The following is an 18,332-nucleotide window of genomic DNA, read 5'->3' as shown; positions in this document are numbered from 1 at the left end:
GCCTACACTGCGGGTTCCTCTGATGGAAACGCGCGCGTGGTCTCCAGCTGGATCCTGCTGCTGGTCTCGGTTGCCTATGCCGCACTGCTGTTCGGCGTGGCATGGTGGGGCGACCGTCGGCCGATGTACCCGGACCGGCCCTGGCTGCGGCCGGTGGTCTACAGCCTGGCGCTGGCCGTGTACTGCTCGTCCTGGACCTTCTATGGCGCGGTGGGCACCGCCGTGCGCAACGGTATCGGCTACCTGCCGATCTACATCGGGCCGCTGCTGCTGCTGCTGTTCGGCTGGCGCATCATCGAGCGCCTGGCCCTGATCGCCCGCAGCCAGAACGTGGTGTCCATCGCCGATTTCATCTCCTCGCGCTTCGGCCGCTCGCGGCGCCTGGCCGCGCTGGTGGCGATCATCGCCCTGATCGGCATCGTTCCCTACCTGGCCCTGCAGTACAAAGCGGTGGCGATGAGCTTGCAGGTGCTGACCGGCAACACCGGCCCGACCGGCTTCTTCAGCGATCCCGCACTGTATGTCGCCCTGCTGATGGCCCTGTTCGCCACGCTGTTCGGCACGCGCCAGGTGGATGCCACCGAGCATCACCACGGCATGATGCTGGCGATCGCCCTGGAATCGGTGATCAAGCTGCTGGCGATGCTCGCCGTTGGCGTATTCGCCTATGTGTGGCTGACCGACCGCACCGATGCGGTGGTCGAGTCGGTGCATACGCTGTTCACCGGATTGCCGCCGGTGGGATTCATTTCGCAGACCCTGCTCAGTTTCCTCGCCATCGTCTGCCTGCCGCGCCAGTTCCATGTCGCGGTGGTGGAATGTGGCGATGTACGCGACGTGCGCCGTGCACGCTGGATGTTCGGTGGTTACCTGGTGCTGATCTCGGCGATGGTGCTGCCCATCGCCACCGCGGGCGTCACATTGTTCGGCACCGGCGGCAGCGTCGCCGACGATGCGATGGTGCTGGCGCTGCCGCTGGCCGAGGGCCGCAACGCGCTGGCGCTGGTCGCCTATGTGGGTGGCTTCTCTGCCGCCACCGGCATGGTCATCGTCTCGTCCATCGCGCTGGCCACCATGGTCAGCAATGATCTGGTGATGCCGGTGCTGCTGCGCCGCAGTGGCGATCACCAGGAAGCAGCCGACGTGGCTTCACGCGTGCTGTGGATCCGCCGCCTGGCGATCCTGCTGCTCGCGTTGATGGCGTACAGCTACTACCGCAGCAGCAGCAACGACAGCACCCTGGCGTCCTACGGCCTGATGGCGTTCGCCGCAGTAGCGCAGTTCGCACCAGGCCTGATCGGCGGCCTGTATTGGCGTGGCGCCAGCCGCCGCGGCGTGGAAACCGGCATGCTGCTCGGCTTCGCCACCTGGCTCTATACCCTGTTGCTGCCGGCGATGACCATGGCGGGATGGGTCGACGCCGGCTGGGTCCAGCAGGGCCCGTTCGGCATCGAATGGCTGCGCCCGCAGCAGCTGTTCGGCATGACCGGCTGGGATCCGCTGACCCACGGTACCTTCTGGTCGTTGCTGGTCAATGCAGCAACGATGATGCTGGTGTCCGCACGCTGGCGGCCGGGGGTGGACGAGCGACTGCGTGCTGCGCCTTTCCTCGATCCGTACGCCGAGCGCCCCTCGGTCGCCGGCGGTTGGCCGGGCCACGTGCACGTGGGCGACCTGCTGGCGCTGGCCTCGCGCGTGGTGGGGGAGCGCCATGCGCGGCGTTCGTTCTTCGAGCAGGCGCAGTCGCTGGGCCGCGAACTGCAGTCCTCTGCGCCGGCCGACCGGCCCTGGGTGCAGTTCACCGAGCGCCTGCTGGCCGCATCGATCGGTGCCGCCTCCGCGCGCCTGCTGCTGACCAGCCTGCTGCGCGGTTCCGGCATGGACCTGGGTGAGGTGGTGGCGGTGCTGGACGAAGCCGGGCAGGAACTGCGCTTCAACCGCGAGATCCTGTCCACCACGCTGGAGAACATCAGTGCAGGTGTCAGCGTGGTCGATCCGGACATGCGCCTGACGGCGTGGAACCGCCGCTACCAGGACATGTTCGGCTACCCCGACGGCATGCTGTACGTGGGCCGCCCGGTGGCCGACCTGATCCGCTACAACGCCGAACGGGGCGAGCTGGGCGAGGGCGACATCGAGGTGCAGATCAACCGCCGCATCGGCTACATGCGCGCCGGTTCACCGCACGTGTTCGAGCGCACGCGCAGCGATGGCAAGGTGATCGAGATGCGTGGCCAGGCCTTGCCTGGTGGCGGCTATGTGACCAGCTACAACGACATCACCGATTACAAGCACGCCGAGAAGGCGCTGCTGGAAGCCAACGAAACGCTGGAACAGCGCGTCGCCGAGCGCTCCCACGAAGCTGAAGCCGCCCAGCAGTCGAAGACCCGCTTCCTGGCCGCGATCAGCCATGACGTGCTGCAGCCGCTCAATGCCGCGCGCCTGTTCGCTTCGGCGCTGCGTGACAGCGTTCATGTGAGCGACGAGCAGAAGCATCTGGCCGAGCGCGTGGATGCCTCGCTGCGCGCGGCCGAGGAGCTGCTGGATGGCCTGCTGGACGTATCGCGGCTGGATGCAGGTGGGTTGCATCCGGTCATCGGCGAGTTCGACGTCAGCGCGCTGATGCGCGAGCTGGCCGCACAGTACACGCCGGTTGCCGCCGGCCGTGGCCTGCGCCTGGATCTGTTCGCGCGCCCGGCATGGGTGCGCAGCGACCGGCGCCTGCTGCGGCGTGTGCTGCAGAACTTCCTGGCCAACGCGCTGCGCTATACACGGCAGGGCCGCATCGTGCTGGCCGTGCGCCATCGGGGCGAGGAAGTGGAACTGCAGGTGTGGGATACCGGCCCCGGCATCCCGGAGCATCACATGCGGCAGATCTTCGATGAGTTCCATCGCTACCAGCAGCCCTTCGACTGGGGCGAGCAGGGCCTGGGTCTGGGCCTGTCGATCTGCCAGCGCATCTCGCGCCTGCTGGACCATCGGCTCAACGCACGCAGCCGCGTCGGCAGCGGGTCGATGTTCTCGATCATCCTGCCTCGCGTGGCGCCTCTGCCGGGCTACACCGAGCCTGCCACGGCGGTCCAGGTGGCCGCCACGCCGGTGCGCAGCGATTCGCTGGCCGGCCTGCGCGTGCTGTGCGTGGACAATGACGAGGAAATCCTCGACGGCATGCGTGCGCTGCTGGGTCGCTGGCAGGTGCAGGTGATCACCGCCGCCACCGTCGATCAGGCGCTGGAAAAGATTGCCGAGCGCCCGCAGGTGATGCTGGTGGATTACCACCTGCATGACCGCATGGATGGCCTGGACGCGCTGGTGGCACTGCGCGAGGCGGCAGGATATCCGCTGCCCGGTGCCCTGCTCACTGCCGATGGTCGCGATGAGTTGAAGCGGATGGCGCGCGAGCGGGGTTATCGGGTGCTGACCAAGCCGATCAAGCCGGCCTCGCTGCGCGCCTTCCTCGGCGCGCTGCGCGACGCCGGCAGCAACGAAGCCTGATGGCAACTGTAGAGCCGGGCCTATGCTCGGCTCCTGCGCGCGGCATGGTGTTCCGTGGCCCGGACGAACAGCAGCCGAGCATTGGCTCGGCTCTACAAGAATCCACTTGCGCGGCTCCTCTGTAGAGCCGAGCCCATGCTCGGCGCCATGCGCAGCCCGGCGCTGATATAGCCATCGCTATACAAACCAGCCCTGCCTGCGCGTTTCACCAGAAATGTGCCAGGCGCGAATCGCGATGCTAAGCTTCGCGTCCCCTTGGGGAGTAGCCGGATTCCTACGCAGGAATCGTCCACGTCAACATACTCGGCCAGTGCGCCGTGGCGTGGACAACCATGATGGTTGGCGAGACCAGCGGCCCGCGCGCGCAACGTCAGGTTGGGCGCGAGCGCAGGCCGTGCGTCCGTCCAAGCCCGACCTCAGCAAGCACACATGTCCCCCATTTCGATCCTCCTGATCGGCTTTGCCATGTCCACCGATGCCTTCGCCGCGGCGATCGGCAAGGGCGCGGCGATGCGCAAGCCGGTGTTCCGCGATGCACTGCGTGCCGGCATCATCTTCGGCGTCATCGAGGCGATCACGCCCATCATCGGCTGGTTGCTCGGCCGCGCCGCCCTGCAGTACGTCGAAGCCTTCGATCATTGGATCGCCTTCGGCCTGCTTGGCGCTCTGGGCATCCACATGATCTACAACGGTCTGCGTCCGGATGAGGGTGAAGAAGATGAAGACCCCTCGCAGCACCACGGCTTCTGGAAGCTGGCGCTGACGGGATTCGCCACCAGCATCGATGCGATGGCGGTGGGTATCGGCTTGGCGTTCATGGATGTCCATATCGGCGTGATGGCGGCGGTCATCGGCCTGTGCACGCTCACAATGGTCACCGTCGGCATCATGCTCGGCCGCGTGCTGGGCAGCATGGTTGGCAAGCGTGCCGAGATCATTGGCGGCGCGATCCTGGTGATCATCGGCGCGACGATCCTGTACGAACACCTGCGCGGCGTGGGCTGAGCAGGGGCTACCTGTAGAGCCGAGCCCATGCTCGGCTGGCGTATGAAGCAGCCGAGCATGGGCTCGGCTCTACGTCAGGGTGTTGGCTGACAGGCAATGCGGTGTTGCACTGATGGAGAGGCTTTCATGCGTGCCATAGCCTCTTCGCATGGCCAGTCCCGCACTTCGTTATGGTCGTTGGTCGCATACCGGCAATGTCTATGCGCTTACCACGGTAACGCATGCGCGTCGTCCCTGGTTCATAGACAAGGCCAACGTTGAGCTGCTGATCGAAGCCCTGCGCACGGTAGAGCGGACCGGTCGTACCTTCTCCCTGGGCTGGGTGATCATGCCCGACCACCTGCATTGGTTGATGGAGTTGCGTACCGGCACGCTGGCCGGCTGCATGCAGATCCTGAAGTCCAGGAGTGGAAGATCCATCGCCACGCGCGTTGATGCGAACGTACCGATCTGGCAGCCGGGGTACTACGACCATGCGTTGCGCAGTGATGAATGCCTGCACACGCAGGCGAGATACATTGCGGCCAATCCCGTGCGTGCAGGGTTGGCTACCCGTATCGCGGAGTACCCCTATGCCTGGAGTCGATGGCCGCTTGAGGCATGATTGGCATTGAGGCGAAGAGCAGCCGAGCATGGGCTCGGCTCTACGAGGGCCTCACGAGACCCCGTGCACGGCACCGCAGTACGCCGCGATCAGTCTTCTTCCGGCGGCAGCACGATCGCGTCGTCGTCGATGGCCAGCTTGCCGGCCATCAGCACCGCCTGGGTGCGGTTGGTCACGCCCAGCTTGCGCAGGATCGCGGTCACATGTGCCTTGATCGTCGCTTCGGAGACGTTGAGGTCGTAGGCGATCTGCTTGTTCAGGCGGCCGGCGCCCAGCATCTGCAGCACGCGGAACTGCTGCGGCGTCAGCTCGCGCAGGCGCTGGCCGACCTCGCGTTCCTCGCGCTCGGTGGGTGGCACGTTGTGTGCCTCCGGCGGGGCCCACGTCTCGCCGTCGAGGATGGTGCCCAGCGCATGACCGATGGTGTCCGAGTCGGCGGACTTGGGAATGAAGCCCAGCGCACCGTGATCGAGCGCACGGCGCATCACCGTGGCCTCCTCCCGCGCGGAGACGACCACCACCGGCAGGTGAGGATGCAGCGAGCGCATGTGCACCAGTGCGTTGAAACCCTGTGCACCCGGCATGTTGAGGTCCATCAGGACCAGGTCGGCATCGTTGTGCTGGTCGGCCAGCGCATACAGCGCTTCCACGCTGTCAGCCTCGAACAGCTGCACGCCGGGGATGACCCGCTGTACGGCCCCACGCAGGGCTTCGCGGAACAGCGGGTGGTCATCTGCAATCAGGAGGGTGGTCATGGTCGGGGGGAACCGTGGGGAAACTGTTCGGGGGCCAGGCCCCTGGGGTCAGAGCCCTTTCCCTGCGGAAAGGGGTCCGACCCCGGGTCGTACGTCAGCGTACCTTGCGTTCGTCCACCAGTGACGCCACCACCGACGGATCGGCCAGGGTCGAGGTGTCGCCGAGCTGGTCCGGCGCGTTCTCGGCAATCTTGCGCAGGATGCGGCGCATGATCTTGCCCGAGCGGGTCTTGGGCAGGCCCGGTGCCCACTGCAGGTGGTCCGGGGTGGCGATCGGCCCGATTTCCTTGCGCACCCATGCGATCAGCTCCTTGTGCAGCTCTTCGCTCGGCGCTTCCTCGGCCACCAGGGTGACGTAGGCATAGATGCCCTGGCCCTTCACGTCGTGCGGGAAGCCGACGACGGCGGCTTCTGCCACCTTCGGGTGCGAGACCAGCGCGCTTTCGACCTCGGCGGTGCCGATGCGGTGGCCGGACACGTTGATCACATCGTCCACGCGGCCGGTGATCCAGTAGTAGCCGTCTTCGTCGCGGCGGCAACCGTCGCCGGTGAAGTAGCTGCCCGGATACGTGCGGAAATAGGTGTCGATGAAGCGCTGGTGGTCGCCGTACACCGTGCGCATCTGGCCCGGCCAGGAATCACGGATGATCAGATTGCCTTCGGTCGGGCCGTCCTGGATCTCGCCATCGGCATTCACCAGCGCCGGCTGTACGCCGAAGAAGGGCAGGGTGGCCGACCCCGGCTTGAGGTCCATCGCACCGGCCAGCGGCGAAATCAGGATGCCGCCGGTCTCGGTCTGCCACCAGGTATCGACGATCGGGCAGCGGCTGTCGCCGACCACCTCGTAGTACCAGCGCCAGGCCTCGGGATTGATCGGCTCGCCGACGCTGCCGAGCAGGCGCAGCGAGGCGCGCGAGGTCTTCTTCACCGGCTCCTCGCCTTCGCGCATCAGTGCACGGATGGCGGTCGGGGCGGTGTAGAAGATCGACACCTTGTGCTTGTCGATGACGTTCCAGAAACGCGAGGTGTCCGGGTAGTTCGGCACGCCCTCGAACATCAGCGAGGTCGCGCCGTTGGCCAGCGGGCCGTACACGATGTAGCTGTGGCCGGTGACCCAGCCGACGTCGGCGGTGCACCAGTAGATGTCGTCCTCGCGCAGGTCGAACACCGCTTCGTGGGTGTATGCCGCGTACAGCAGATAACCGCCGGTGGTGTGGAGCACGCCCTTCGGCTTGCCGGTGGAACCGGACGTGTAGAGGATGAACAGCGGATCCTCGGCGTTCATGCGCTCCGGCTCGCAGGTGGAGGGCTGGCTGTCCACGACGTCATGGAACCAGCGGTCGCGCGGGGCCTGCATGTCCACCGCGCCGCCGGTGTGGCGCACCACCAGCACGGTCTCCACGGTGTTGGTGCCCGGCAGTCTCAGTGCTGCATCGACGTTGGCCTTCAGCGGAACCTTGCGGCCACCGCGCAGGCCCTCGTCGGCGGTGATGATGAGCTTGCTCTGGCAGTCGCTGACACGATCGGCGATCGAGTTCGGCGCGAAGCCACCGAACACCACCGAGTGGATCGCACCGATGCGCGCGCAGGCCAGCATGGCCACGGCAGCATCGACGATCATCGGCAGGTAGATGGTGACCCGGTCACCCTTGCCGACGCCCAGGTTGCGCAGCGCATTGCCGAGCCGGCAGGTGCGCTCGTACAGCTCGCGATAGGTCACGTGCTGGGCCGGTGCGTCCGGGCTGTCCGGCTCGAACAGCAGGGCGGTCTTGTCGCCACGGCTGTCCAGCTGGCGGTCAAGGCAGTTGACGCTGGCGTTGAGCTCGCCGTCCTCGAACCACTTGATGTGGAAGTCGGCCAGGTCGTAGCTGACGTTCTTGATCTTCGTCGGCGTGCGCATCCATTGCAGGCGCTCGGCAGCCTTGCCCCAGAAAGCCTCCGGGTCGGTCACAGAAGCCTGGTACTGCTGTTGGTAGGACGTCTTGTCGATGCGTGCCTTGGCGGCGAACTGCGGATCGACGGGGTAGATATCAGCCATGGCACCCTCACTTGCACGTTGACTTTGTATGTGCGGTCGCAGCATCGCAACGACCAATCCCCCTCAGTTTGCCCCATCCACCCCCGGCCGCGTCACCACTGTGCTTAGACCATGGTCGAAAGTGGGCGCCCTGCGGGCCCGGCTTCGACCAATGGCGAATAGCCGGTGCGCGCATGTGCCCCGCAGTCTCGGCTCGACCGTGCCCCACGCGCGGCATCACCTTGCCACTTGGGAGAGAGGGCAACATGAGCCACCGTACGTTGAAAGCCGTGCGCACACCTTTGGCGGCCTGCCTGCTGGTCGCCCTGGTCGCACCGGGCATGGCGTTCGCAGAGACCGCCAAAGAAAAAGCACTCGAATCACGCGTCGCCGAACTGGAGCGCCAGGTCCAGCTGCTGCTGTCTTCGCAGCAACAGCAGCAGACCCAGATCGCCCAGACCCAGCAGGCGGTGACCGAAGTCCGCACCGTGCAGTCCGAGCAGAAGCCGGCGGTGCCGGCCGGCAAGCAGCCGATCCAGGTCACCACCATCACTCCGGGTGCCGCACCGGGTACCACGGTCAAGATCGGTGGCTTCATCAAGGCTGACTTCCTGGCGACCCAGACCAGTGACGGCCAGCTGGCCGACGATGCCACCGGCCGTTCGCTGTATCTGCCGGGCCAGACCCCGGTGGAAGGTGCCGGCGGAAACGGCAGGCGTTCGGGCACCGACTACAACGCCCACGCAAAGTTCTCGCGCTTCAACCTGGGCATCGACAACGTGAGCGAGTCCGGCAACAAGGCCGGCGCGTTCTTCGAGATGGACTTCTTCGGCAACTCGCTCGGCAACCAGACCGCCACCAACACCTACGGTGTCACCCTGCGCCATGCCTACATGTACTGGAACAACTGGCTCGCCGGCCAGACCTGGTCCAACTTCATGGACGCGGCCGCATTGCCGGAAGCGGTCGACTTCGTCGGCCCGACCGACGGTGTGATCTTCGTACGCCAGGCACAGGTGCGTTACACCAGCGGCGGCTTCAGCGTTGCCCTGGAAAACCCGGAAACCACCACGCTTACCGGTACCCGCAATCCGGTCACGGGTGCCTGGACCAACGCCAGCGCCAACTCCGATCGCGGCAGCCTGCCGGATCTGACGATGCGTTACGGCTGGAAGGGCGACTGGGGCACCTTCGGCGTCGGCGGCATCGTCCGCCAGCTGAAGGTCGACAACCAGACCACCGGCGCCAAGGCCGACAAGGTTGCCGGCGGCCTGACCCTGGGCGGCAAGTGGGTGATGGGCGACAGCGATTCGCTGCATTACCAGTTCACCGGAGGCGAGGGCATCGCGCGTTACATCGGCCTGGGCATCACCGCCGACTCGGCCTATGACATCGCCCGCGACGAGCTCAATCCGACCGGCGTTCTGGCCGGTTACGTGGGCTGGCGCCATGCGTTCTCGCCGAAGCTGCGCACCAACCTGATCTATGCGCGCAGCGACTACGACAACGACAGCGTGCTGGGCCCGCTGGTCACCAAGAGCGTGCAGAGCATCCGCGGCAACATCTTCTACTCACCGCTGCCCAAGGTCGATGTCGGCGCCGAGCTGATGTATGGCCGCCGCGAGATCGAGAACGGCAACAAGGGTGACATCACCCGGCTGCAGTTCACCACGAAGTACAGCTTCTGACGGCGCGCCGACCCAGGTCGGCCGCTACCGATACTGAGTGCCGACCCACCGTCGGCACCTACCAACAACGATTGCTTCGGAGGGGAAGCGTCTCATGTCCAGCACACCCAGCACCGCGCACAATCCCGCGGGCACCCTAACCAAGGGCCACAAGAAAGTCATCTTCGCTTCGAGCCTGGGTACGGTCTTCGAGTGGTATGACTTCTTCCTGTACGGCTCGCTCGCCGCCATCATCGCCAAGCAGTTCTTCAGCGGAGTCAATGAAACCACGGGCATGATCTTCGCCCTGCTGGCGTTCGCCGCCGGCTTCTTCGTGCGACCGTTCGGCGCGGCCTTCTTCGGCAGCCTCGGCGACCGCATCGGCCGCAAGTACACCTTCCTGGTCACCATCCTGATCATGGGCATCTCGACCTTCCTGGTCGGTGTGCTGCCCAACTACGCGTCGATCGGCTTTGCCGCGCCGGTGATCCTGATCATCCTGCGTCTGGCCCAGGGCCTGGCGATGGGTGGCGAATACGGCGGCGCGGCGACCTACGTGGCCGAGCATGCCCCGGACGACAAGCGTGGCCTGTACACCAGCTTCATCCAGTGCACCGCCACGCTGGGCCTGTTCATGTCGCTGCTGATCATCCTGGCCTGCCGCTACTTCCTGGGCAATGAAGCATTCGAAGCCTGGGGCTGGCGCATTCCGTTCCTGGTGTCCATCGTGCTGCTGGGCATCTCGGTGTGGATCCGCCTGCAGCTGAGTGAGTCGCCGCTGTTCCAGCAGATGAAGTCGGAAGGCAAGGGCTCCAAGACGCCGTTCCGTGACAGCCTGAAGGGCGGCAACCTGAAGCTGATGCTGCTGGTCCTGCTCGGCGCAGCGGCCGGCCAGGCCGTGGTCTGGTACGGCGGCCAGTTCTATGCGCTGTTCTTCCTCAGCAGCATGCTGAAGGTCGACGCCACCACCTCCTACCTGCTGATCGCAGCCGCACTGGCGCTGGGTGTGCCGTTCTTCATCTTCTTCGGCTGGCTGTCCGACCGTATCGGCCGCAAGAAGATCATCCTCGCCGGCTGCCTGCTGGCTGCCGTGACTTACATCCCGATCTTCAAGGGCCTGACCCACTTCGCCAACCCGGCCATCGAAGAGGCCCGCAGCAGCTCGCCGGCCCTGGTCGTGGCCGATCCGTCCACCTGCTCGTTCCAGTTCGATCCGGTCGGCCTGCGCAAGTTCACCAGCTCCTGTGACGTGGCCACCGCCGCGTTGACCAAGGCGGGCGTGCCGTACGACGTGCAGCCGGCAGCGGCGGGTTCGCTGGCGATCGTCAACGTCGGCAGCGCCAGCGTCACCTCGTATGAAGCGGCGGGACTGAGCAAGGACGAAGGCAAGGCCAAGGCCGACGCGTTCGGTGCCGAACTGAAGACCGCCCTGACCACCGCCGGCTACCCGGCCAAGGCGGACAGCGCGCGCATCAACATTGCGGGCACGATCTTCATGCTGTGGCTGCTGGTGCTGTACGTGACCATGGTCTATGGCCCGATCGCCGCCTACCTGGTCGAGCTGTTCCCGACCCGCATCCGCTACACCTCGATGTCGCTGCCGTATCACATCGGCAACGGCTGGTTCGGTGGCTTCCTGCCGGCGATCTCCTTCGCGCTGGTGGCCGGTACCGGCAATCTGTACTACGGCCTGTGGTATCCGATCGCGATCGCGCTGATGTCGGTGGTGATCGGTGGCCTGTTCCTGCGTGAAACCAAGGACGTGGATATCACCAAGTAGGAATGATGTTCACCGGATGAAGGAGAGGCCGTGGTGCAGACCACGGCCTTTTCGTTTCCTGGCTTCCGGGGTCAGATCCCTTTCGCGCGCGAAAGGGATCTGACCCCGTCGGACAGTGCCGCACGCCGTATAGTCGGCCCATGACCACCACCGCCCCAGCCGACCTCCCCCACGTCCTGCACACCCTGCGCAGCGCCTGGCAGTCGCAGCGCCCGTCGCTGGACCAGCGCGAAGCCGACCTGCGCCGCCTGCGCGAGGCGCTGAAGCCACGCCTGGATGAAATGGCCACGGCCATCGCCGAGGACTTCGGCCATCGCGCCCACGTTGAATCGAAACTGGCCGATGGCATGAGCGTGCTGTCGGCCATCGACCATCTGCGGCGCCACCTGCGGCGCTGGTCGAAGCCGCAGCGGGCATCGGCGGGATGGAAGTTGTGGCCGGCGCGCGCGCAGCTGCGGCCGACGCCGTTGGGCGTGGTCGGGGTGATCTCGCCGTGGAACTACCCGGTTACGCTGGCATTGGTGCCACTGGCCACCGCCATCGCTGCCGGCAACCACGTACTGCTGAAGCCTTCGGAACACACGCCCCGCACCAGCGCGTTCCTGGCCGATCTGCTGGCCAGTGTGTTCCCGCCCGATCGGGTGGCGGTGGTGCAGGGTGGGGCGGACGTAGCCGCAGCGGTCTCCTCTTTGCCGCTGGACCATCTGCTGTTCACCGGCTCGACGGCCGTGGGGCGCAAGGTGATGGCAGCGGCAGCCGAGCATCTGGTACCGGTTACCTTGGAACTGGGCGGCAAGTCGCCGGCCATCGTCTGCCGCGATTTCCCGCTGGACAAAGCCGCCGCGCGGCTGGCCACCGGCAAGTGGTTCAACGCCGGCCAGACCTGCATCGCGCCGGATTACGTGCTGATCGATAGCGCGCGCCAGCGCGAGTTCGTGCAGGCGCTGCAGCAGCAGGTGCGCGAACGCTACGGCGATTTCAGCGATGCCGGCGACTACACGCGCATCATCAACGAGGGCCAGTACCGGCGCCTGCAGCGCTACCTGGCACAGGCGCGGCAACGCGGGGTGCCGGTGATTCCGCTGGCGCAGGTGGATGACGCGCGTGCCGACCGCGAGCGCCTGCTGGTGCCGACCGTGGTGCTGGACCCGCCGGACGATCTGGACCTGATGCGCGAGGAGATCTTCGGGCCGATCCTGCCGGTGCGCGCCTACCCGGATCTGGATGCGGCGCTGGTCGACGTTCTCTCCCGCGACCGGCCGCTGGCGCTGTATCCCTTCAGCCACAACCGCGCCACCGTGGAGCGCATTCTCGCCAACGTGGTGGCCGGGGGAGTGACGGTCAACGACACGCTGCTGCACTTCGCCGCCGATGGCCTGCCGTTCGGCGGGGTGGGCGCCAGCGGCATGGGCGCGTACCACGGCCGCGCCGGGTTCGATGCGATGAGCAAGCGGTTGCCGGTGCTGTGGCAGTCGCGCTGGGCGGCCAGCGACAGGCTGCGGCCGCCGTATTCGAAGATTGCGGGGATGTTGAAGCTGCTGCTGCGGTGAAGCCACGCATGGCCTGGCTCTACTGGTAGGTGCCAACCAAGGTTGGCACGCGGGGCATCCATGCGCCAACCAAGGTTGGCGCCTACCAAAGCAGGCCCGGGTAGAATGCCCCCATGAAGATCGCCTCGTGGAACGTCAATTCGCTCAATGTCCGCCTGCCGCACCTGGAGCAGTGGCTCAAGGAGTTCGGCCCGGACATCGTCGGCATCCAGGAAACCAAGCTGGAGGACCACAAGTTCCCGGATGCGGCGTTGATCGGCGCCGGCTACCGCAGCGTATTCGCCGGCCAGAAGACCTACAACGGCGTGGCACTGCTGTCACGCGAGCCGGCGCAGGACGTGCAGATCGGCATTCCGGGTTTCGAGGACGAGCAGAAGCGCGTCATCGCCGGCACCTTTGGCGACCTGCGGGTGATCAACCTGTATGTGGTCAACGGCCAGGACGTCGGCACCGACAAGTATGCGTACAAGCTGCGCTGGCTGGAGGCCGTGCACGCCTGGATCGGCGAGGAACTGCAGCGGCACCCGAAGCTGGTCGTGCTGGGTGACTTCAACATCGCCCCGGACGCCCGCGACGTGCATGATCCGGAGGTGTGGAACGAGAACCACATCCTCACCTCCACCGCCGAGCGCGGCGCGCTGAACAAGCTGCTGCAGCTGGGCCTGCACGACGGTTTCCGGCTGCACAACGAGGAAGCCGGCACGTTCAGCTGGTGGGATTACCGCGCGGCGGGCTTCCGCCGCAATCTGGGCCTGCGCATCGACCTCACCCTGGTCTCCGACGCGCTCAAGGGCGGCGCCGTGGCGTCCGGCATTGACCGCGAGCCACGTACCTGGGAGCGCCCCAGCGACCACGCGCCGGCATGGGTGCAGTTGGGGTGAGGTAGCGCCGGGCCGTGCCCGGCGAGCGCAGCGGTCGGTGGCAGTCGCCGGGCCATGCCCGGCGCTGCCCGTCGGATCAACGTATGCTCTTGCGGGTGAACAGGTTGACGATCGCCAGCAGGATCACCGCACCGATCAGCGAGAACAGGAAGGTGCGGATGGTGATCGCTTCGTTGATGCCGCCGCCGAACAGCCAGCCGGAAATCAGCGCGCCGACGATGCCGACCACGATGTTGAGAATGATGCCCTGCTGCGCATCGCGCTTCATGATGATGCTTGCCAGCCAGCCCACGATGCCGCCGACGATCAGCCAGATGATGATGCCCATGATCGAACCTCCGGTGGAAAACCGTGACCAGTTGACGCGCATGGCTGTGAACCCGTCGTGCAATCGCGTGACGGTTGCGTGCGGATGAGCTTGCCAGCCACCCTGGATGGCCCCTGGCGCTTCGGGCCCGTGACGGTCTGGCGGCGGCCACATGTGCCGGGCCAGCGCGGTGAGCCGCAGGCCCGGCAGGTGCTGGCACAGGCGCTGGATCTCGCGCCGGAGGCACTGCCGCTGGTCCGCGACGACAAGGGCCGACCTGAGCTGACCGGTGCGCTGGCCGACCACGGCACGGGCTGGAGTCACAGTGGCGACGTGTTGCTGGTGGCGCTGGGTGAAGGTGTACGGCTCGGCGTGGACCTGGAACTGCTGCGCCCGCGCCCACGCCTGCTGGAGATCGTGCAGCGCTTCTTCCATCCGGAAGAGGTGGCCTGGCTGCAGGGCCTGGACGCCGCCGAACGCGAACACTGGTTCTTCCGTGTCTGGTGCGCCAAGGAGGCGCTGCTGAAGGCACACGGTCAGGGCATTTCGTTCGGCCTGCATCGCCTGCAGCTGGCGCCAGGTGTCGACGGCGCCCTGCACCTGCGCTGGTGCGACCCTGCGCTGGGTGATGCCCGGCAGTGGCATCTGCACGAATGGCAGGCCAGCGGCCAGTTCCGTGCCGCATTGGCCTGGTATCCGCAATGAAGCGGCGAATCAGCCCGGGAAACGGGCGATAATGGCGGCATGAGCGAACACGAACTCCCCGCCGGCGTGACCGCCACGCTGGAGCAGGGCCTGGCCGGCATGGGCCTGGACGCCGCACTGGCGCCGCAGCTGCTGCGCTACCTGGGCCTGCTGCACCGCTGGAACGGCACCTACAACCTCACCGCCATCCGCGACCCGCAGGAGATGGTCACCCGTCACCTGCTCGATTCGCTGGCCATGCAGCCGTTCGTGGCCGATGGCCGCCTGGCCGACCTCGGTACCGGTCCTGGACTGCCCGGTATCCCGCTGGCGATCGCCTGCCCGGGTCTGCAGGTCACCCTGGTCGAGAGCAACGGCAAGAAGGCCCGCTTCATGCGCGAGGCCGTGCGCCAGCTCGGCCTGGGCAATGCCCGCGTGGCCGAGTCGCGCGCCGAAGCGCTGGACGAGGCCGGCCACTACGACCAGTTGACCGCCCGCGCGATGGACACGCTGGCCGGCATCATCCGCGTCGGTGGCCACCTGCTGCGTCCTGGCGGCGTGCTGCTGGCGATGAAGGGCGTCTACCCGCATGAAGAGATCGCCGCACTGCCGGCAGGCTGGCAGGTGCGCGACGTGGCCCCGTTGAGCGTGCCCGGCCTGGCGGGCGAGCGCCACCTGGTCACCGTTACAGGCCCCTGATCCCGCCGCCAACCCTTTGCGCGACAACGGGTTGGCGATCCACGATTTCCGCCCGGGCCCGGTTGTACGCATAATGACCGGTCCCAGCATCCGTCGACGAGGCACACCCGCATGGCCCGCATCATCGCCATCGCCAACCAGAAGGGTGGCGTCGGCAAGACCACGACCGCCGTCAATCTGGCCGCTTCCCTGGCCAACGCACCCAAGCGCGTGCTGTTGGTCGACCTGGATTCGCAGGGCAACGCGACCATGGGCAGTGGTGTGGACAAGCGTGAGCTGGCCGCGTCCACCTGCGACCTGCTGCTGGGCGAGAACACCGCCGCCGACGTGCGTGTGCAGACCGCGGAAGGCTACGACCTGCTGCCCGGCAACATCGACCTGACCGCAGCCGAAATCCAGCTGATGGCGCAGGGCGAGCGCGAGCAGCGCCTGAAGCGCGCGCTGGCGCCGATCCGCGACGAGTACGACTACATCCTGATCGACTGCCCGCCGGCGCTTTCACTGCTGACGCTCAACGCACTGGCCGCCGCCGATTCGGTGATCGTGCCGATGCAGTGCGAGTATTACGCGCTGGAAGGCCTGAGTGCGCTGGTGGAAACCATCGAGGCGCTGCGCGCCAGCCTGAACCCGGCGCTGGAGATCGAGGGCGTGCTGCGTACCATGTTCGATGTGCGCAACAACCTGGCCAACGCCGTATCGGCCGAACTGACCGAACACTTCGGCGACCGCGTGTTCCGTACCATCGTGCCGCGCAACGTGCGCCTGGCTGAAGCGCCCAGCCACGGCCAAAGCATCGTCGGCTACGACCGCGCCTCGCGCGGCGGCGTGGCTTACCTGGGCCTGGCCGGCGAGATCATCCGTCGCAACAACGAACGCAACAAGGCCACCAAGGCCGTGGAGACCGTCTGATGACCAGCAGCAAGCCGGCAGCCAAGAAGCGAGGCCTCGGCCGTGGCCTGGATGCGCTGCTCGGTCCGAAGGGAGCGGTCAGCCAGGTGCAGGCCACCACCGCGGTGATCGAACCGTTGCCGGGTGAGGTGCTGCGCAAGCTGCCGGTCGGCCAGCTGCAGCCGGGCAAGTACCAGCCGCGTCGCGAAATGGACGAGGGCAAGCTGTCCGAACTGGCGGACTCGATCCGGTCGCAGGGCGTGATCCAGCCGATCCTGGTGCGTCAGCTGCCGGCGGGCAACTTCGAGATCGTCGCCGGCGAACGCCGCTGGCGCGCCTCGCAGCTGGCCGGTCTGGACGAAGTGCCGGTGGTGGTGCGCGAACTGGAAGACCGCACCGTCATCGCGATGGCGCTGATCGAGAACATCCAGCGCGAAGACCTCAACCCGCTGGAAGAAGCCGAGGCGCTGCAGCGCCTGATCAGCGAGTTCACCCTGACCCATGCCGAGGCGGCCGAGGCCGTCGGCCGCTCGCGCGCGGCGGTGTCCAACCTGCTGCGCCTGCTGGAACTGCCGGTGGCCATCCGCCTGCTGCTGGAAACCCGCCGCCTGGAAATGGGCCACGCCCGCGCGCTGCTGACCCTGGCCCCGGAACTGGCCGGCAAGCTGGCGCAGGAAGCGGCCGATGAAGGCTGGTCGGTGCGTGAAGTGGAGCGCCGCGCGCAGGCCTTCGCCGCCGGCAAGGTGCCGAGCAACCGCCCGGCGGCCGCGCCGAAGGTGCAGCAGGCCGACATCGCCTCGCTGGAAACCGAACTGTCCGAGTCGCTGGGGACCAAGGTGGCGATCAGCCACGGCCGCGGCGGCAAGGGCAAGCTGATCATCCACTACACCGATCTGGATACCCTCGACGGCGTGCTGGAAAAGCTGCGGACCCGCCAGGGCTGAGTCGCTCGGCACGTGGACAGAGACCTGCAATGACCATCCTGCTCACCGGCGCTGCCGGCTTCATCGGTGCCTACACCGCCCGCGCGCTGCTGGAGGCGGGCCAGCCGGTGGTGGGCCTGGACAACTTCAACGACTACTACGACCCGCAGATCAAGCGGGACCGCGTGGCCGCGCTGTGCCCCACGCTGGATCTGCGCACGCTTGACCTGACCGACCGTGAAGGCCTGGCCGCGCTGTTCGACGAACTGCAGCCGAGCGCGGTGATCCATCTGGCCGCGCAGGCCGGGGTGCGCTACTCGCTGGAGAATCCGCAGGCCTACGTCGACAGCAACCTGGTCGGCTTCGTCAACATCCTGGAACTGTGCCGCCACCGCGGCGTGCAGCATCTGGTCTACGCCTCCAGCAGTTCGGTGTACGGCGATTCGGCCACGCCGCCGTTCTCCGAGGACCAGCGCGTGGACCAGCCGCGCTCGCTGTACGCGGCCACCAAGGCTGCCAACGAGCTGATGGCGCACACCTACGCGCAGCTGTATGGCCTGCATGCCACCGGCCTGCGCTTCTTCACCGTGTACGGCGCGTGGGGACGGCCGGACATGGCGCCGCTGCTGTTTTCGCGTGCCGTCCTGGCCGGGCGCCCGATCGAGGTGTTCAACCAGGGGCGCATGCAGCGCGATTTCACACATGTCTCCGACATCGTCTCGGGTATCCTCGGCGCGCTCGCGCACCCGGCCGATGGTCCGGTACCGCATCGGGTATTCAACCTCGGCAACCATACGCCGGTCGAGCTGGAGCGCTTCATCAGCGTCATCGAGCAGGCCGCCGGCCGCCCTGCGCAGAAGGTCTACAAGCCGATGCAGCCGGGCGACATGGTCCGCACGATGGCCGACACCCGCCGCGCACATGACGCATTCGGCTTCGATGCGGTGACCCCGATCGAGCAGGGGCTGCCGCCCGTCGTCCAGTGGTGCCGCGAGTATTTCGGCGATCGCGCCTGAGGAGCAATCCTCACACAGCCGGATTCATCTTCGGATAACCTCGGCTTCGGAGAATGCGCGG

General features: G+C 66.7%; 15 protein-coding genes and 1 riboswitch. Of the genes, 12 read left to right on the top strand and 3 right to left on the bottom strand.

The genetic code is table 11. The features are described from left to right. Positions 1-36: 36 nt before the first annotated feature. From ACZLIF_RS20060 to ACZLIF_RS20050, 3 genes are all read left to right on the top strand, one after another. On the top strand, positions 37-3,495 hold the full coding sequence (locus ACZLIF_RS20060) for a hybrid sensor histidine kinase/response regulator (RefSeq protein ID WP_053517694.1): 3,459 nt from the start codon (positions 37-39) through the stop codon (positions 3,493-3,495). Positions 3,496-3,746: 251 nt separating this feature from the next. Next, positions 3,747-3,836: riboswitch (yybP-ykoY riboswitch) on the top strand. Between the two features lie 88 nt (positions 3,837-3,924). Next, positions 3,925-4,500 (top strand): manganese efflux pump MntP, encoded by a 576-nt coding sequence (locus tag ACZLIF_RS20055; protein WP_053517695.1) that lies wholly within the window; start codon positions 3,925-3,927, stop codon positions 4,498-4,500. A 148-nt stretch (positions 4,501-4,648) separates the two neighbouring features. Further along, entirely contained in the window at positions 4,649-5,104 is a 456-nt protein-coding gene (locus tag ACZLIF_RS20050; protein WP_053517696.1) for an REP-associated tyrosine transposase, read from the top strand. A gap of 89 nt (positions 5,105-5,193) precedes the next feature. Here the strand turns inward: ACZLIF_RS20050 and ACZLIF_RS20045 are convergent, their stop codons facing one another. Both ACZLIF_RS20045 and acs read right to left on the bottom strand, forming a co-directional pair. Beyond that, complete coding sequence (locus ACZLIF_RS20045) at positions 5,194-5,859, bottom strand: response regulator transcription factor (RefSeq protein ID WP_005411662.1); 666 nt, start codon at positions 5,857-5,859, stop codon at positions 5,194-5,196. A gap of 94 nt (positions 5,860-5,953) precedes the next feature. After that, positions 5,954-7,897 (bottom strand): acetate--CoA ligase, encoded by a 1,944-nt coding sequence (gene acs, locus ACZLIF_RS20040; protein ID WP_128987618.1) that lies wholly within the window; start codon positions 7,895-7,897, stop codon positions 5,954-5,956. Between the two features lie 245 nt (positions 7,898-8,142). Between acs and ACZLIF_RS20035 the strand changes: the two genes are divergently transcribed. The 4 genes from ACZLIF_RS20035 to xth all read left to right on the top strand — a co-directional run bounded on the left by ACZLIF_RS20035 (position 8,143) and on the right by xth (position 13,754). Beyond that, positions 8,143-9,564, top strand: coding sequence for a DcaP family trimeric outer membrane transporter (locus ACZLIF_RS20035; RefSeq protein ID WP_053517699.1), 1,422 nt, complete (start codon positions 8,143-8,145; stop codon positions 9,562-9,564). Positions 9,565-9,658: 94 nt separating this feature from the next. Beyond that, a complete protein-coding gene (locus ACZLIF_RS20030; protein ID WP_053517700.1) occupies positions 9,659-11,323 on the top strand; it encodes an MFS transporter in 1,665 nt (554 codons plus the stop codon). Between the two features lie 140 nt (positions 11,324-11,463). After that, positions 11,464-12,873: a coniferyl aldehyde dehydrogenase gene (locus ACZLIF_RS20025; protein ID WP_128987619.1), complete on the top strand. Its 1,410-nt coding sequence runs from the start codon at positions 11,464-11,466 to the stop codon at positions 12,871-12,873. A 113-nt stretch (positions 12,874-12,986) separates the two neighbouring features. Continuing rightward, positions 12,987-13,754 carry an exodeoxyribonuclease III gene (xth, locus tag ACZLIF_RS20020; RefSeq protein ID WP_065174252.1) on the top strand — a complete coding sequence of 256 codons (768 nt, stop codon included), beginning with the start codon at positions 12,987-12,989 and terminating at the stop codon, positions 13,752-13,754. A 76-nt stretch (positions 13,755-13,830) separates the two neighbouring features. Here the strand turns inward: xth and ACZLIF_RS20015 are convergent, their stop codons facing one another. Next, positions 13,831-14,082 carry a GlsB/YeaQ/YmgE family stress response membrane protein gene (locus ACZLIF_RS20015; RefSeq protein WP_005411656.1) on the bottom strand — a complete coding sequence of 84 codons (252 nt, stop codon included), beginning with the start codon at positions 14,080-14,082 and terminating at the stop codon, positions 13,831-13,833. Between the two features lie 84 nt (positions 14,083-14,166). On the opposite strand from ACZLIF_RS20015, the gene ACZLIF_RS20010 reads away from it, so the two are divergent. From ACZLIF_RS20010 to ACZLIF_RS19990, 5 genes are all read left to right on the top strand, one after another. Then, entirely contained in the window at positions 14,167-14,766 is a 600-nt protein-coding gene (locus tag ACZLIF_RS20010; RefSeq protein ID WP_065174253.1) for a 4'-phosphopantetheinyl transferase family protein, read from the top strand. 39 nt (positions 14,767-14,805) lie between these two features. Continuing rightward, a complete protein-coding gene (rsmG, locus tag ACZLIF_RS20005) occupies positions 14,806-15,444 on the top strand; it encodes a 16S rRNA (guanine(527)-N(7))-methyltransferase RsmG (protein WP_128987620.1) in 639 nt (212 codons plus the stop codon). 111 nt (positions 15,445-15,555) lie between these two features. Then, the gene (locus tag ACZLIF_RS20000) at positions 15,556-16,353 is read left to right on the top strand and encodes a ParA family protein (RefSeq protein ID WP_053517712.1); all 798 of its coding nucleotides are present in this window, start codon (positions 15,556-15,558) and stop codon (positions 16,351-16,353) included. Continuing rightward, positions 16,353-17,276 (top strand): ParB/RepB/Spo0J family partition protein, encoded by a 924-nt coding sequence (locus ACZLIF_RS19995; protein ID WP_065174254.1) that lies wholly within the window; start codon positions 16,353-16,355, stop codon positions 17,274-17,276. Before ACZLIF_RS20000 ends, ACZLIF_RS19995 begins: the two co-directional genes overlap by 1 nt. Positions 17,277-17,305: 29 nt before the next feature. Then, complete coding sequence (locus ACZLIF_RS19990) at positions 17,306-18,271, top strand: NAD-dependent epimerase/dehydratase family protein (RefSeq protein ID WP_065181412.1); 966 nt, start codon at positions 17,306-17,308, stop codon at positions 18,269-18,271. The last annotated feature ends 61 nt before the right edge of the window (positions 18,272-18,332 follow it).

This window comes from Stenotrophomonas sp. 2201_Sma, assembly GCF_056486685.1.
The sequence above is the reverse complement of the archived record's forward strand: the minus strand, read 5'-3'. Positions and strand labels throughout refer to the sequence as shown.